The organism is Cupriavidus sp. 05N39 (genome assembly GCF_056397325.1).
In genome coordinates this window covers 1-15,701 of record NZ_JBFTNE010000073.1, presented here as the reverse complement: position 1 = coordinate 15,701, position 15,701 = coordinate 1, and the positions used below count along the sequence as shown (strand labels likewise).

Sequence of the window (15,701 nt, the reverse complement as noted above, 5' to 3'; positions counted from 1 at the left end):
CGCCCGGCAAGCGCAGCCTTGCGTTTTACGCATAGCAGAAATGCGGCGTATGCCAGGCGCACAAGGCACTCGCGGCATAACAATCCATGCAGTCCCGGCTTTTCCGGATTCGCCGGACGCTTTCCGATGCGCTCGTGCCAAGGCAGCGCCCGGCATCTGTCCGATTGCACCGCACCATTCCGTATCATCATGACCAGCCAATCCGTTGCAGCCACCGCGCTTTCCCCGTCATCGCCCGCCAGGCTGGCCCGTTCCGGTGGCCACGTGCTGGTGGACGCCCTGCGCATCCATGGCGCCGAGCGCATCTTCTGCGTGCCGGGCGAGAGCTTCCTCGACGTGCTGGACGCCTTGCATGACCAGCCCGCCATCGACCTGATCGTGTGCAAGCACGAGGGCGCGGCGGCCAATATGGCCGAGGCCGACGGCAAGCTCACCGGGCGCCCCGGCATCTGCTTCGTCACCCGCGGGCCGGGCGCCACCCACGCCAGCATCGGGGTGCATATCGCCGCCCAGGATTCCACGCCGATGCTGCTCTTCGTCGGCCAGATCGCACGCGGCCACAAGGGGCGCGAGGCTTTCCAGGAGGTGGACTATGGCGCCATGTTCGGCTCCATCGCCAAATGGGTGGTGGAGATCGAGGATCCGGCCCGCATCCCCGAACTGGTAGCCCGCGCCTTCCAGTGCGCTACCTCCGGCCGGCCCGGTCCCGTGGTGATCTCGCTGCCGGAGGACGTGCTGGATGGCCTGTGCGAAGTGGCCGATACAGGATGTTATTGCCCGGTGGAGGCCGCGCCGCACGCGGCCGACGCGGCAGCGCTGGCCGTGGCGCTGGCCGGCGCGCAGCGTCCGCTGGTGATCGCCGGCGGCGCCAACTGGAGCGCGCGCGCGGCGGCCGATTTCACCGCCTTCGTGCAGCGCTGGAACCTGCCGGTGGCATGCGCCTTCCGCCGCCAGGATGTGTTCGACAACCGCGACCCGCACTACGTCGGCCACCTCAGCCTTGGCGTCAATCCCGCGCTGGCGGAGCGCGTGCGCGACGCCGACCTGATCCTGGCCTTCGGCACGCGGCTGGGCGACATCGCCACCGATGGCTACACCTTGCTGGAAGTGCCGCGCCCGCGCCAGCGCCTGATCCACCTGCATGCCGACAGCGCCGAGCTTGGCCGCGTGTACCAGCCCGAGCTGGCCATCCATGCGGGCATCGAACCCGGCGCCGCCATGCTGGCCGCGCTGACGCCGCCCGCCGCCGTGCGCTGGGGCGAATGGACCAGCGCCGCGCGCGCCGCGCATACCGCCTTCGCCATGCCGGCCAGGCCGCACCCGCAGCTCACGGGCGTGGACATGGGCGCGGTGATTGCGCACCTGGACCGCGTCTTGCCCGACGACGCCGTGCTGAGTAACGGCGCGGGCAACTACACCGTCTGGCTCCATCGCTTCTACGCCTACCGCCAGCCGCGCACCGAGCTGGCGCCGACTTGCGGCGCCATGGGCTACGGCCTGCCCGCGGCGGTTGCCGCCAAGCTGCGCGACCCGCGGCGCACCGTGGTGTGCTTCGCCGGCGACGGCTGTTTCCTGATGTATCCGCAGGAACTGGCCACCGCCGCGCAGTACGGCGTCAACCTGATCGTGGTGGTGGTCAACAACGGCATGTACGGCACCATCCGCATGCACCAGGAAAAGCGCTATCCGGGCCGCGTCAGCGGCACGGCGATCCCGAGCCCGGATTTCGTGGCGATGGCGCAGTCGTGCGGGGCCTGGGCCGAACGCGTGACGCAGACGGAGGACTTTGCCGCGGCCTTCGCGCGGGCACAGGCGGCGGGCAAGCCTGCGTTGCTGGAACTGGTGACGGATCCGCGCCAGATCACGCCGGCGATGCGCATCGCCGATTAGCACCGCCATTAGCACTGCCATTGGCACTGCCAGTACGAGAAGACACCCCACATAAGACAAAAACAGGAGACACGCCATGACCGATGCCACGCTGGCCGACCTGCGCAGCCGGTTTGCCGGCCGCTTGCTGACCGCGCCCGAGGACACAGCCCCGTTCCTCACCGACTGGCGCCGCAGCTGGACCGGCCGCGCGCTCGCGGTGGCGCAGCCGGACACCACCGGGGATGTGGCTGCGATCGTGCGCTGGTGCGCGGCGCGGCGGGTGCCGCTGGTGCCGCAAGGCGGCAATACCGGCATGGTGGGCGGCGCCATTCCCGATGGCGGCGGGCGCGCGCTGGTGCTCTCCACGGCGCGGCTGAACCGCATCCGCGAGATCGATCCGCTCAATAACACGCTGACCGCCGAGGCCGGCTGCATCCTGGCCGCCGTCCAGCAGGCGGCGCAGGAGGCGGGGCGCCTGTATCCGCTGTCGCTGGGCGCGGAGGGCAGTTGCACCATCGGCGGCAACCTCGCCAGCAACGCGGGCGGGGTGCAGGTGCTGCGCTATGGCAATACGCGCGAGTTATGCCTGGGCCTGGAAGTGGTCACGCCCGACGGCGAGACCTGGGACGGCCTGCGTGGCCTGCGTAAAGACAACACCGGTTACGACCTGAAGCAGCTCTTTATCGGCGCCGAGGGCACCCTGGGCGTGATTACCGCCGCTACCCTCAAGCTATTCCCCCGGCCGGCCGCGCGCATGACCGCGCTGGCCGCGGTGAGCAACCCGCATGCGGCGCTGCGCCTGCTGGAACTCGCGCAGCGCCGGCTGGCTGCCACGCTGACCGCGTTCGAACTGATGAGCGGCGTGTGCGTGGCACTGGTGGCACGCCATTTCCCGGACTGCCGCGCGCCGTTCGACCAGGCGCATCCCTGGTACGTCCTGCTGGAAAGCAGCGACCCGCACAGCGAAGCCCATGCCACGCAAGCCTTCGGCGAGTTGATGGAGGAGGCCTTCGAGGCCGGCATCGTGGCCGATGCAGCCATTGCCGCTTCGCTGGCGCAGTCCGATGGCCTGTGGCGGATCCGGCATCACCTGCCCGAGGCCCAGTCGCAAGAGGGCGACAACCTCAAGCACGATATCTCGGTGCCGATCTCGGCCATCGGCGAGTTCATCGCCCACACCAGCGCCGCCATCGTGGCCGCGCATCCGGGCGCGCGCGTGCTGGCCTTCGGCCACCTCGGCGACGGCAACCTGCACTACAACGTCAGCGCGCCGCAGGGCATGCCGCAGCCGGAGTTCGTGCGGGCCAACGGCGCGGCGATCAGCGCGCTGGTGTACGAGGCGGTGCACCGCGCGCGCGGCTCGATCTCGGCCGAGCATGGCATCGGCCAGCTCAAGGTCGACAAGAACGCGCACTACAAATCCGCCGTGGAAATGGCGCTGATGCAGAAAATCAAGCACGCCCTGGACCCGCACGGGCTGATGAATCCGGGGCGGCTGCTGCCGGATCCGTCTCATTGAGCGCACTTCGCATGATCCTGGGGCCGGCAGCATGGCCACTACAAGAACCACAAAGGAGACAACCATGCATCAAAGCTTCAAGCCTTCGCGCCGCGCGCTGCTGGCGGCACTGGCTGCGGCCACCGCCTGCGCGGCGTTGCCCGCGCAGGCGGATACCTATCCCTCCAGGCCGATCCGCGTGGTGGTGCCGTTTGCCGCCGGCGGCAATACCGATATCGTGGCCCGCCTGATCGGGCGCGACCTGCAGAAGGCGCTGGGCCAGCCCGTAGTGGTGGAGAACCGCCCCGGCGCTTCGGGCAATATCGGCGCCGACATTGTCGCCAAGTCCGCGCCGGACGGCTACACGCTGCTGATGGGCACGGTCGGTACCAACGCCATCAACGCCAGTTTCTATCGCAAGATGCCTTACGATACGGCGAAGGATTTCACGGCCGTGGCGATGGTCGCTTCGGTGCCGAACATCCTGGTGGTCAATCCCTCGGTGCCGGCCCGCAACGTCAAGGAGCTTACGCAGTTCGTGAAGAGCGAGAACGGACGCGCCACCTTTGCCTCGTCGGGCGCGGGCAGCTCGATCCACCTTTCGGGCGAGCTGTACAAGGTGATGACAGGAACCGCGATGGTGCACGTGCCATACAAGGGCAGCGCGCTGGCGGTGACGGACCTGATGGGCGGCCAGGTGCAGATCATGTTCGATAACGCGCCGACCTCGCTGCCGTTCGTCAAGTCCGGCAAGCTCAAGGCGCTTGCGGTCACCGGCGCCAGACGCATGGCCGCGCTGCCTGACGTGCCTACCATGGAAGAGGCCGGCCTGCCGGGCTTTGTCACCGGCTCCTGGTTCGGCCTGTTCGCCCCGGCCGGCACGCCGCGCGAGATCGTGGCGAAGGTCAGCGACGCCGTGATGGCAGCCATGCGCCGGCCCGAGTTCCGCGAGCAGCTGGTCAATGCCGGCGCCGAGCCCGATCCCAGGCCCAGCACCGAATTCCAGTCCTTCGCCCTGGCCGAGAAGGTGCGCTGGGAAAAGGTGGTCAAGGCCGCCGGCGTATCGGTCAACGAGTAAAACCAGAGGCGTGCCCGGCACGCCCGACCTGACGGAGCCACTATGCAAAGCCAATCCACAGCCATTGCGCGCCATGATGCCGCTGCGCTGCGCAGCATGGCGCAGGCCATGTTCGAGCGCGCGGGCATGCCCGCCGAGCGAGCCGCCGACGTGGCGGACATCCTGGTCGAAGGCGACCTGATGGGCCACGATACGCATGGCCTGCAATTGCTGCCTACCTACCTGGCCGAGATCGAAAGCGGCAGCATGGCGGTCAGGGAAGACTACGAGGTGCTGGCCAATCGCGCCGCCGTGGCCACCTGGGACGGCAAGCGCCTGCCAGGGCCGTGGCTGACGCTGCGCGCCATGGAAACCGCGATGGCCCGGGCACGCGACTACGGCACCGGTACGGTCACGATCCGCCGCTCCCACCATATCGCCTGCCTGGCGGCTTACCTGGAACGGGCAACCAAGGCCGGCTTCGTCATGCTGCTGTTTTCCTCGGCGCCCGGCGCGGCCACCGTGGCGCCCTTTGGCGGTATGCGCCCGGTGTTTTCCCCCAGCCCGCTGGCGGTGGGATTTCCCACGCCGGAGGGCCCGGTGCTGATCGATGTCTCCACTTCCATCACCACCAATGGCCTGACCGGCCGCTTGTACAAGGAAGGCAAGCGGCTGCCGCACCAGTGGCTGATCGACGAACACGGCAATGCCAGCGACGATCCGGCGGTGCTGTTCCCGCCGCACTCGGGTTCGATCCTGCCCCTGGGCGGACTCGATGCCGGCCACAAGGGCTTTGCGCTGTCGCTGATGGTGGAAGCGCTGACCGCCGGGTTGACGGGCCATGGCCGCGACGATCCAGGCAAGCGCTGGGGCAATACCGTGTTCCTGCAGATCCTGGATCCGGCAGCCTTTGCCGGCGAGGAGGCCTTCGCCACCCAGATGGGCTGGGTGGCGCGCGCCTGTACCGGCAACCCGCCGCGGCCCGGTGTGAAGCGCGTACGGTTGCCAGGGCAGGGCGCGCTGGAGCGCAAGGCGCGCCAGTTGCGCGATGGCGTGGCGCTCAACCCCGTCATCCTGCCGCAGCTGGCGCCGTGGCTGGAAAAATACGGCATGGCGGCACCCGCGCCGTTGGCTTGATGCGGGCGGGCGGCTGCCTGGGATGGAGGACAGCCAAGGCAACGCCGGGGCCGTGGCTTAGCGGTCCTGTGCGCGCAGCACCGATTCGATCTCGCGAATGCGCTCGACCAGTCGCGGGCGCACCTTCTCGAGCAATTGCGTGGCTGGCAGGATGGCCGTCGGGCCGCTGCAGGACAGCGTCATCGGCGGCAGCGCCGGGCCGGGGCGGAAGGCGGCGGCGATCGAGTTGATGTCTGGCAGCCATTCGCCGAAGGATGTGGTGCAACCCAGGCGCAGTACGTCCGCGCGGCTGCGCGCGACGATGGCCTCGGCACTGGCGGCATCCATCCCGTCCTGGTGCCGGAAGGCAGCGAGGGCCTGGCGTTGTTCGCCAGCGGGCAGGGCCTCCAGATAGGCGCGCCCGGCAGCCGAGGTCAGGCCGGAAATCCGCGTGCCGACCGCTACCCGCAACGTCAGGTATGACTCGGACTGGCAATTCTCGTAGATCAGCATCTGCGCGCGGTCGCGCACGATCAGTGAAGTCACGCCCTGTGACAGGTCGGCCAGCTCCTGCATATACGGCCGCACCACGGCGAGCACGTCGACGCCGCGCTGCGCCGCAGGCGCCAGCGCCAGCGCCGAACTGCCGAGCTGGTACTTGAGCTGCTCCGGGTCCGGCCGCAGGTAGCCAAGCTCGGTCAGCGTATGCGTAAGGCGCGACACGGTCGACTTGGGCAGGCCGCAGCGTTGCGCCAGCTCGGCATTGCCCAGGCGCGTCTCGAAGCTGCGGAAGCAGGCCAGCACGTCCAGGCCGCGCGCCAGCGCGGTCACGAAATGCCGGTCTTCCTTGTGCTGGTGCGCCTCGTCGGTCTGCGGTTCGCTCTGCGGTTCGGACATGCGGTGGCCTCGGCGGCGTCAGGGTTGTGCTTCAGCCCGCGCTGGCCAGCAGCTCGCGCAGCCTGGCCTTGAGGATCTTGCCCGACGGCGCGGCCGGCAAGTGGGCCACGACCCTGACCTCGGCTGGCATCTTGTAGGGCGACAGACGCTCGCGCAGGAAAGCGCGCAGAGCGGCCTGGTCCACTTCCATGCCGTCGCGCACTTCGATAAAGGCGATGACCTCCTCATTGCCTTCCACCGCGCGCCCGACCACCGCGGACTGCAGCACGGCCGGGTAGGCGTTGATCGATTGCTCGACTTCCTCGGGGTACACGTTAAAGCCGGAATGGATGATGATTTCCTTGGAGCGGCCCACGATGGACACCGCGCCGTCCGCGTCGATGCGGGCCAGGTCGCCGGTATGCAGCCAGCCGTCGGCATCGATCACCTGCGCCGTCAGGTCGGGGCGGCGGTAATAGCCCTTCATCACATTGGGGCCGCGCACCTGCAGTTCGCCGCTGCCGTCGGGCAGCGGCTCGCCCAGGCGGATCTCTACGTCAGGCACGACCGGGCCCACCGAGCAGTCCGTGCGCGGGGCTTCCACCCGGGTCTGGCAGACCGTGGGCGAGGTTTCGGTCATGCCGTAGCCGTTGTGCAGGATGATTCCGAAGCTGGCTTCGAAGGCGGCCTTGAGCGAGGCCGTCAGCGGCGCGCCGCCGGATTGCGCCATGCGCAGCGCGGGCGCCTGCAGCGGCGTGGCCTGGGCGCGGCTCCATTCGATCAGCTTGGCGTACATGGCGGGCACGCCGTGCAGCACGGTGAGTTGCTCCGTGACCAGCGCGTGCGCGAGTTTTTCCGGGCGGAAGCGCGGCTCGTAATAGACGGTGGCGCCGTTCGAGAGCGGGCCGACCAGCAGCACCGACAGCCCATAGACATGCGAGATCGGCAGCACGCCGTAGACCCGGTCACCCGGCTGCACGCGCGCCTGCAGCCGGTTGGAGCGCCCAATGAACATCAGGTTGGCATGCGTCAGCATCACGGCCTTGGCGGCGCCGGTGGTGCCCGTGGTGTAGATCAGCGCCGCGACCTGGTCGCGCGCCGCCGCTTCCACCGGCTCGGCCACGGCGGCCTGGTCGGTCGCGCCCAGCAGCAGGCGGCCCACGTGCGGCCATTCGGCCGGCTGTGCGCCGCGTGCCAGGCCGTGCTCGCGCGCTTCGGGATGGGCGCTGTCGAGGTACAGCGCGATGCGCGCCCCGCAATGCTCGACGATGTTGTCGATCTCGCGGGCGGACAGGCGGGCGTTGACCGGCACGGCCCATGCATCGAGTGCGCTCAGCGCCAGGATCAGCACCGCGCAGCCCACGCTGTTCTCCGTCACCAGCACCACGCGATCGCCGCCGCGCACGCCCTGGGCCGCAAGGGCGCGGGCAGTCTCGGCAATGGCGCCGTCCAGTTCGCCGTAGCGCAGCGACCGCTCGGCATCCATCAGCGCCACGCGCTCGGGATGGCTCTGGACCCAGGGGCCAAAGGTCTGGTGCAGGCGGGTAAACGAGGAGGAGGGGGCGGCAGCCGGCGCGTGCGCGCCGGGCATGGGAGTGCGACTCATACAGTCTCCGTGTAAGGCTTCCGGCGTGGGCCGCCGGATTGTTCGATCGCCGGATATTCCCACCGATCGCCTTGCGCGTCAACTGCAGGGTGGAACTGCAGTTCTGCATTGCAGAACTGCAGTTCGATTGCCATGACACCTGCTACGCTGACCGCCGCCTGATAGCCACCCTCAGAACCGGAAGCGAGCCACCCCGGCCGCCAGCCCGGCCGCTTGTTGATCCAGGCTGGCGGCCTGCGCCGTGACGGCTTCCACGAGTTCGGCGTTCTGCCGGGTGGTCTGGTCGAGCTGGGCCACGGCCTCTCCGACCGAGCGGATGCCGCGTGCCTGTTCGTCCGCCACGCCGCACAGCCGCTCGGCCAGCGCATGGCTTTGAGCCACCGCCTGCTCGATGCCGCCCATTGCGCTGACCACTTGCCCGCTCAGGCGCGCCCCGCGGGCGATCTCCTCGCCCGCGTGGCCAATGGTGGCGCGAATTTCGCGCGCGGAGGTTGCGCTGCGCTGCGCCAGCCCGCGCACTTCCTGGGCCACGACCGCGAAGCCGCGCCCGGCCTCGCCCGCGCGCGCGGCTTCCACGGCAGCATTGAGCGCCAGGATATTGGTCTGGAAGGCGATGCTCTCGATCACCTCGACCATTTCCGTGATGCTGCGCGAGTGCTGGTTCACCGCCTCCATGGCGCCGCTCATCTGGCCGACCACCGCCATGCCACGGTCGGTGGCTTCGCGTGCCCGGAGCGCCATCGCGCTGGATTCGGTGGCCTGTGCGTGGGCCTGCCCGACCAGCGCGGTAAGGCGCGCCACGCTGTCGGCGGCGGCGGCCAGCGCCGCAACCTGCAGTGCGGTGCGGCGGGACAGATCCTGGTTGCCATGGGCAATGCCTTCGCTGGCCGCGGCGATTTCGGCGCCGGAAAGTTGGATGCCTTCCAGTACGCCGGCCAACTGGTCGCGCATGCGTGCCAGCAGGCACATCAGGCTGTGCTCGTCGCCCGCCCGCACGCGCACCGGCTGCTGCAAATCCCCCGAGGCGATGCGGCTCGCCACCTTGGCCGCGTCGGCCGGTTCGCCGCCCAGCTCCGAGAGCAGCAGGCGCGAAGCAAACCAGGCCAGCGCGGCCGCCGCCGCCAGGCTCGCCACCAGCATGGCCGCCATCACGGCCTGGGCCCGCAACTGGCTGGCGGCCACCGTGGCGACCGTATCGGCGGCCTGCCGCTCCTGCTGCTTGCGGGTGACTTCGACCAGCTCGGCCAGCTTTTGCAGCTGTTCGCCCAGGAAATGACCATCGACCGAGACCGAACTGTCGAACTGCAACGCATCGAGCGGCTGCTTGCGCAGCAGGGCGACGTAATCCCGCAGCATTGCCGCGGCACTGTCGCGCTCCTGCTGCAACGCCTGAGCCTGCGCGGGCGCCGCGTTGCGAACGATCGACAGGGCCTGGTCGAGGCCACCGAGAGCGCTATCGATATCGGCCACCGCGCCATCGCGCTCGCTGCCGCTGGTGGCCATGGTCAGCGCCAGCTGGGCACGGCCAAGCCGGGCCAGCGCCGATTGCGCGCGTTCCGCGGCGATGGCGCCCTGCATATCCCGCTGGTAAAGCGTATCTGTCATCTGCTTGACCGAAACCAGACTGAAGATGCCCGTCAGCCCGACCACGGCACCAAACACATAGACCAGCGCGAACGCGGCGCACATGCGCGCGGCAAGCGGAAGCCGGCCCAGCCAGGACGGGATGCGCCAGCCCGTGCGGCGTGGAAAACTGAGTTTGATGGTTTGCGACACGTTGAGACTCCGATGGACCAGGCGGCCCACTTGCTGACCCTGGGGTACCGCCATCCCGCGCTTGCGGCGGGCGACGGCATGAATTGGATTTTCCCCGCATGCTGGCCGGCATCTGTGACGCATCCATGACATCCCGGCCGCGCGAGGGGGTAATCGATTTTGTCATCCGGGCGACACATTCCTGACATGAAATAGAGGGCGAGTCACTTTGGCTCACCGGCTTTTCGCGCCTGGCGCCGCGCTTTCCCCACGTCACGTTCACTCCGTCCATGCAATTTGCCTCTCCCCTGGCCGGCGCGCCCGTGCCGCGGCTGCGTTTGCCGCCGCTGCACGCCGTCTTCCAGCCTATCGTCGCCTTCAGCACTGGCGAGATCCTGGGCTATGAGGCATTGGTTCGCGGCCCGTCCAACTCGCCGCTGGCCATGCCGGACGCTTTGTTCCGTCTCGCCCGCAACGAGGCCGAAACCGTCCAGATCGAATTGCAGGCGGCGCGCACCGGACTAGCCAGCTGCCTGGCGCGCGGCTTGCGCGGCAAGCTGTTCCTCAACTTCAGCACCATGGCGCTGCGCTACCTGCTGGCCGAAGACGGCCGCGCGATGCGGACCCTGATAGCGGACAGCATCGCGCCGGAACGGGTGGTGATCGAGGTCACCGAGCAGACGCCCATCGAGGACGCCGAGCGCTTTGGCCAGGCCATGGCTGTGCTGCATGCGTTGGGCATGCAATGCGCGCTGGACGATTTCGGCACCGGCCACGCCAATCTCGACCGGCTGATTCTTCTCGCACCGCACTTCACCAAGCTGGACAAGTCGCTGGTGCGCGGTATCGGCACCTGCTCGCGCCGGCTCGAGGTCGTGCGCACGCTGCTGGCCCTGGTGAAGGCAATGGGGGGCGCGGTAATCGCCGAAGGCATCGAGGACGCCGACGAACTGGCGGTGCTGCGCGACCTGGGCGTGCCCTTCGGCCAGGGTTATTACCTCGGACGGCCGGAGCCGCAGCCGCTGCGGGAAGTCGGGCAGCAGGCCCGCCAGGCGCTGGTGTCCAGGCAGATCGCCGTGTTTCCGCAGGCCGTGCGTTCGGCGCATCCCGGGGTGTCGGCGGGCAAGCTGCTGCGGTCCGCTCCCGCCGTGAGCCCGGCCACCAGCAACAATGAACTGCTGGCGCTGTTTCATGCGCATGCGGGACTGCATGCGGTGGCGGTGGTGAGCGAGGACGACACACCGCTGGCCATCGTCAACCGGCACTACTTCATCGACCGCTTCGCGGTGCCGTTCCATCGGGAGCTGTATGGCAGGAAAGCCTGCATCGGCATGGCCAATCGCGCGCCGCTCTGTTTCGACTTGAGCGCGAGCATCGAGGAAATGGCGCAGGCGCTGTCGGGCGAGGACCAGCGTCCGCTGGCCGACGGCTTCATCATCACCGAGCGGGGGCGCTACGCCGGCCTTGGCACCGGCGCCGACCTGATCCGCGCGGTGACCGAGATCCGCATGAAGGCGGCGCGCTACGCCAACCCGCTGACCTTCCTGCCGGGCAACATGCCCCTGAACCGCCATATCGATCGCCTGATCGAAGCGGGCGCGGAGTTCCATGCCTGTTATGTGGACCTCAACCATTTCAAGCCCTACAACGACCAGTACGGCTACTGGAAGGGCGACGAAATGCTGAAGGGAGCGGCCGCCATCCTCACGCAAACTTGCGATCCCACGCGAGATTTCCTGGGCCATGTGGGAGGAGACGATTTCCTGGTGCTGTACCAGAGCCCCGACTGGGCGGAACGCACGTGCTCGGCGATTGCGCGTTTCAATCGTGCGTCACGCGAGATGTACGACGACGCCGACCGCGCGGCAGGCGGCATCCATGGCGAAGATCGCGGCGGGCAGGCCGTGTTCTTCCCCGCCGTGTCGATGGCTGCTGGCGCGGTGCGGGTCGGGCCACGGGTGCTGGAAGGTATTGCCGGGCTGCCCCGCCTGGGCAGCAGCCATATCGGCGCGGCCGCGGCTATGGCCAAGCGCGAAGCCAAGAAGGCCGCCAGCGGTTTTGCCGTGATCGACCTGCGCGACCTGATGCCAAGCAGCCGGCCGGGGACCTGACGGGCGCCGCCGCGGCAGCGGTCAGCCGAACCCTTGAGGGCTCGGCGCGGCCAGGCCCGGACCGGTTTGATCGAGGCGATAGCCCTGGGCATAGATCACGGTGAGGACCAGGCCGTTGCGGGGACAGAGCCGCAGCGTGCGGCGCAGGCGCGAAACCAGGCTCGCCAGCGCGCGCGACGACGGCGGCAGCGGGTAGCCCCATATCGCCAGCTCGATATGCGTGTGCGATAGGACGCGTCCTACATTGGAAAACAGCAGCGAGGCGAGATCGAACTCCTTGGGCGTCATCGGCAGCCGCCGGCCCTGGAATACGGCCTGGTGCGAGAGGCAATCCAGTGCGTAAGGGCCGACCTTGACGACACGGTCAAGCGATTGCCCGCGCGAGGCAGTGCGGCGCTGCAGCGCATACAGCCGGGCCACYAGTTCCCGTGAGCGCAGGGGGCGGATCATGTAGTCATCGGCGCCGGCCTGCAGGGTATTGACGACGGAGTCTTCGTCTCGCCGGCTGGATAGCACCATGACGGGCACCTCGCAGCGCCAGGCGCCACGTACCGCGCGCACGGCATCCACGGCGGGCATGTCCGCCAGTTCGTGGTCGATCAGCAGGACGTCGTATCCGGACTGGTCGATGCCGTGGAAGAGTTCCTGGCTTGCGTGGTAGGTGTGGCAATAGACGCCGGCGCGCGACAGGGAGTCTGCAAAGGCCTTGGCCTGAACCGATAGGTCCGCTAGCAGTGCGATCTTCATAGAAGTGTCATAAGCGTTATGCAGGTTTGATGGTGGCGAACCGGTCCGCCTCAGGCGCGGCCTGCGCCTGGTCGAAGAGAAGTTCTTCCAGGCGCAGCTTGGCGACCTGACGCTTCAGGTGCCCGATCCCGGTCGCCGAGGCCAATAGCCCGGACTCGAGCAAAGCGATACGCTCGTCGAGTTCGCCTGGCATTTCGGCATACGCGCGCCCCATCGCCTGCAAGGCATGGATGTTGGTGGGAAGGAATGCGGCGGCGAAAAGCATGTCGGGAGTTTACTGGCGGCATGGCGCCAATAAAATCGGACCCGTCCTAAATGAAGGGGGTAAAGCCCATGCAGCGTGAATCCACAAGCTCTCGCGCACGCTTCCCGATGCGGGATTGGCGTGATCCCAACGTCTCCCGGCATTGCGCATGGCCGCGCAAACGCAGCGCGGATTGCTGCGACGCACGTACACAATTTGTCCACAATTGCCAGATCGCGTTATCCACAGTTTGTGTGGATAACCAAGTCCGGTGCGTCGCGTTCGCCCAATAGTGGCGGTTATGTATCGGTCTGCCTAATTTTTGGACAGTGCCGTGGCAGACGGCCAACGGGTGACAGTTGCCGGGGGCGAGCTCAGCGCGCTTGCGCGCGCAGCAGCGATCGGGGCAGGGTGGCCATGCCATGCAACAGCAAGCCCAGGTAAAGAAGGGCGCCGAGCCAATCGGGGCGGGGTTCCAGCAGTGGGCCGGCCAGGCCGATCAGGAGGTCCGGCATGGGCCGGCGCCGCGCGGGATTCCCCGCATCCTTGCCGGCAGCACCACCATGCCGAAGCCGGCGCGGCCGCTCCGTGCATGCCGTTATTCATGCGTCGTGCGTGACCGAGCGCAGACGCACGATGCGGCAGCGCTTGGTGGTGAAATCGGCGGGTGGCGGCGCGGCGTCGTATTGCCAGTCCAGCCCGACAACGGCGACCCCAAGCTCCGCAAGCACCGTCTCCAGCCGTGAGCGGCAGGCCGCTTCCACGACGCTGCCGCCCTCGGCATAAAGGGATAGCGCGTTCGACCCGGTCTGGCGCAGCCGGTAGTCCGCGGCCAGCGGCAAGGCCTGTGCGAAGGCACGCGACAGCACGTCGGCAAAGACCTTGACCGGCTCCCCGTTCCTGCCCGGCAGTACCAGCATGTCGTCGCAGCGGCCTTCGATGCGGGCCAGCGCCAGCGCTGGGCTGCCGCACGGACAAGCGCCGGYGCGCCGTACCAGCACATCGTCGAGCCGGTAGCGGACGATGGGCTGGGTGGTGCGGGTGAAGTCAGTCACGATGGGAACGAAGCGTTCGTGATCCAGCCATTCCGGCTCGACATGGACAAACTCCTCGTTGAGGTGCAGCGTGCCGTGGGCACAAGTCACGCCGAGAAAACCCTCTGTGGCCTGATAGACCTCGCCGGGCTCGCCGAACACGCTGGCCAGCAAGGCGCGGTCGCGGTCTTCCAGCACTTCGGCTACCGAAACGACGCGTGCCGGCCGCAGCGCGCTACGGCCCGCCTGCCGCGCCAGCGCGAGAGCCCGCAGCACCTGCGCGGGCGCCACGACGATGGTGGGCGCATAGCGCTCCAGCCGCGCAAGATGGTCCTCGAACGGCGTGAACAGGTCGAAAAACGCGAACGAGAGCCAGGGATTGCGCACCGCGGTGTAGAGGTTGCTGTTGGTGCGCAGGAACAGCGCCACGCGCTCGCCCGCCAGCAGCCCGCGCGGCAGCAGCCTGGCCAGCAGGGTGCCGGCCCATTGCGCCTGTTCCGGCCGGCTCACCACAAAGGCGCCACGGCCGCCGGAGGTGCCGGAGGACAGCCCCACGCTATAGCCCTGCAAGGTGGGACTGAAATCGCGCGATGCCTCGGCGCGCCGGGCGCACGCCAGGACATCGTCAAGGCGTAGTCCGGCGGTGTTGATCCGGTCGAAGTTGGCCATCAGCACAGCCTTGTCCATGCGTGGCCAGTCCTGCATCGGCCGCGAAAGCCAGGGCGCGAAATAGGGGCTGCGGACCAGCACGCGCTGGCGGAAACGGGTCATCTGCCGGGTCTGGTGCGCCTCCAGTTCGGCGCGGCCGGCAAAGCGCAACCGGCGCGCGTGCCAGTAGGCCCCGAGCATGCGTGGCAACTGCATCAGAGCGCCCCCTCATGAGTCAGCCGGATTTCCACCTGTCCGTTGCGATGCAGGGCATGCAATTGCCTGAGCGTGGCATGGTAGGTCCGTGGGTTCTCCATGATCAGGTTGGCAATCGGCGACGGACCGATCAGTTCCCGGTAGCTGGTCGGCGACCATGCCGCGTCCGAGGCCAGCAGCACCCAGCCTTCAGGCGTGTGCACGAAGGCGCCGAGATGGCCGGCGGCATGTCCTGGCAGTTCCACCAGGAAGACTTCGCCGGCGCTGTCCGGCAAGGCATAGCCCTGGTGGAACGGCGTCAGCGCCGCGGGCAGCGGCTGGCGCCCGAAGACCTCGACAAAGCCAACGCGTTGCTCGAAATCCGCCGGCATCAGTCCCGGTACGAAGCCCCGGCGCAGCGCGCCGATACCGCGCAGCGAGCGCGTGGATTGCCATCCGGCGCCGGAGCAGTAAAACCGTGTATCGGGAAAATCGCGCAGGTGATGGATGTGATTGGAGGTGCGTATTGTAATGAGTCGGCGGCGAGGGGATGGCTTTTGGCGGCAAATGCAGGAATTTGACTTCACGGCAACGGCTCAAAGGCCTGAAATCAAAGGCAGTTTCACCTCCCCCGCAAGCGCGGCAGACGGCGACCAGTCATTGCTTTTGGCGGACTAGCTCTCGCGGCCCCCTAGTCGCGGATAGCGACAGGAGACAGGAGACAGGAGACAGGAAGTTTAAGCCCTCAAATTCCAGGGCCCTGCAACGTCGTCAAACTCCCGATTTGGTGTAGCCGTGTTTACCGCCCGTGGGGCGGCAAACACCGACCCGCGATGCGAAGCGAGCCGTGAAGGTGTACCAGGCCGTATGGGGCGCCTCGGGATCCGGCGAAAAGAGCGGAAAAGAGGGACCCATGTTTGAGTATCGCCTTAAGGCGATGCG

At 68.0% G+C, this 15,701-nt stretch carries 14 protein-coding genes; 5 read left to right on the top strand and 9 right to left on the bottom strand.

Translation table 11 applies throughout. The annotated features are described in order from the left end of the window. The first annotated feature begins 189 nt into the window (after positions 1-189). The 4 genes from AC1DN0_RS28620 to AC1DN0_RS28605 all read left to right on the top strand — a co-directional run bounded on the left by AC1DN0_RS28620 (position 190) and on the right by AC1DN0_RS28605 (position 5,564). Positions 190-1,890, top strand: a complete 1,701-nt coding sequence (locus AC1DN0_RS28620) for a thiamine pyrophosphate-binding protein (RefSeq protein ID WP_477111210.1) — start codon at positions 190-192, stop codon at positions 1,888-1,890. 76 nt (positions 1,891-1,966) lie between these two features. Further along, the gene (locus tag AC1DN0_RS28615; RefSeq protein WP_441636414.1) at positions 1,967-3,391 is read left to right on the top strand and encodes an FAD-binding oxidoreductase; all 1,425 of its coding nucleotides are present in this window, start codon (positions 1,967-1,969) and stop codon (positions 3,389-3,391) included. Positions 3,392-3,455: 64 nt separating this feature from the next. Further along, positions 3,456-4,448 (top strand): Bug family tripartite tricarboxylate transporter substrate binding protein, encoded by a 993-nt coding sequence (locus tag AC1DN0_RS28610; RefSeq protein WP_035861276.1) that lies wholly within the window; start codon positions 3,456-3,458, stop codon positions 4,446-4,448. Positions 4,449-4,490: 42 nt separating this feature from the next. Then, on the top strand, positions 4,491-5,564 hold the full coding sequence (locus AC1DN0_RS28605; RefSeq protein WP_441636411.1) for an Ldh family oxidoreductase: 1,074 nt from the start codon (positions 4,491-4,493) through the stop codon (positions 5,562-5,564). Between the two features lie 57 nt (positions 5,565-5,621). On the opposite strand, the gene AC1DN0_RS28600 is transcribed toward AC1DN0_RS28605, so the two are convergent. The 4 genes from AC1DN0_RS28600 to AC1DN0_RS28585 are packed head-to-tail and all read right to left on the bottom strand — an operon-like array spanning position 5,622 to position 9,801. Then, positions 5,622-6,440 carry an IclR family transcriptional regulator gene (locus tag AC1DN0_RS28600; RefSeq protein ID WP_441636409.1) on the bottom strand — a complete coding sequence of 273 codons (819 nt, stop codon included), beginning with the start codon at positions 6,438-6,440 and terminating at the stop codon, positions 5,622-5,624. Positions 6,441-6,471: 31 nt separating this feature from the next. Continuing rightward, positions 6,472-8,025 carry a class I adenylate-forming enzyme family protein gene (locus AC1DN0_RS28595; protein WP_441636407.1) on the bottom strand — a complete coding sequence of 518 codons (1,554 nt, stop codon included), beginning with the start codon at positions 8,023-8,025 and terminating at the stop codon, positions 6,472-6,474. Next, a complete protein-coding gene (locus tag AC1DN0_RS28590) occupies positions 8,022-8,159 on the bottom strand; it encodes a hypothetical protein (protein WP_441636405.1) in 138 nt (45 codons plus the stop codon). The genes AC1DN0_RS28595 and AC1DN0_RS28590 overlap by 4 nt, the downstream gene beginning before the upstream one ends. 37 nt (positions 8,160-8,196) lie before the next feature. Beyond that, complete coding sequence (locus tag AC1DN0_RS28585; RefSeq protein WP_441636403.1) at positions 8,197-9,801, bottom strand: methyl-accepting chemotaxis protein; 1,605 nt, start codon at positions 9,799-9,801, stop codon at positions 8,197-8,199. Between the two features lie 269 nt (positions 9,802-10,070). Here AC1DN0_RS28585 and AC1DN0_RS28580 point away from each other — a divergent pair, with 269 nt between their 5' ends. Continuing rightward, entirely contained in the window at positions 10,071-11,891 is a 1,821-nt protein-coding gene (locus AC1DN0_RS28580; RefSeq protein WP_441636401.1) for a phosphodiesterase, read from the top strand. 21 nt (positions 11,892-11,912) lie between these two features. Here the strand turns inward: AC1DN0_RS28580 and AC1DN0_RS28575 are convergent, their stop codons facing one another. The 5 genes from AC1DN0_RS28575 to AC1DN0_RS28555 form a co-directional block, all read right to left on the bottom strand. Then, positions 11,913-12,638: a response regulator transcription factor gene (locus AC1DN0_RS28575; RefSeq protein WP_441636399.1), complete on the bottom strand. Its 726-nt coding sequence runs from the start codon at positions 12,636-12,638 to the stop codon at positions 11,913-11,915. Positions 12,639-12,654: 16 nt separating this feature from the next. Further along, positions 12,655-12,903 carry a hypothetical protein gene (locus AC1DN0_RS28570; protein WP_441636397.1) on the bottom strand — a complete coding sequence of 83 codons (249 nt, stop codon included), beginning with the start codon at positions 12,901-12,903 and terminating at the stop codon, positions 12,655-12,657. A gap of 353 nt (positions 12,904-13,256) precedes the next feature. Then, positions 13,257-13,397: a hypothetical protein gene (locus tag AC1DN0_RS28565; protein WP_441636395.1), complete on the bottom strand. Its 141-nt coding sequence runs from the start codon at positions 13,395-13,397 to the stop codon at positions 13,257-13,259. A gap of 87 nt (positions 13,398-13,484) precedes the next feature. Next, the gene (locus tag AC1DN0_RS28560; protein WP_477146183.1) at positions 13,485-14,780 is read right to left on the bottom strand and encodes a F390 synthetase-related protein; all 1,296 of its coding nucleotides are present in this window, start codon (positions 14,778-14,780) and stop codon (positions 13,485-13,487) included. Then, positions 14,780-15,151, bottom strand: coding sequence for an MBL fold metallo-hydrolase (locus AC1DN0_RS28555; protein ID WP_441636391.1), 372 nt, complete (start codon positions 15,149-15,151; stop codon positions 14,780-14,782). Before AC1DN0_RS28555 ends, AC1DN0_RS28560 begins: the two co-directional genes overlap by 1 nt. Positions 15,152-15,701 lie beyond the last annotated feature (550 nt).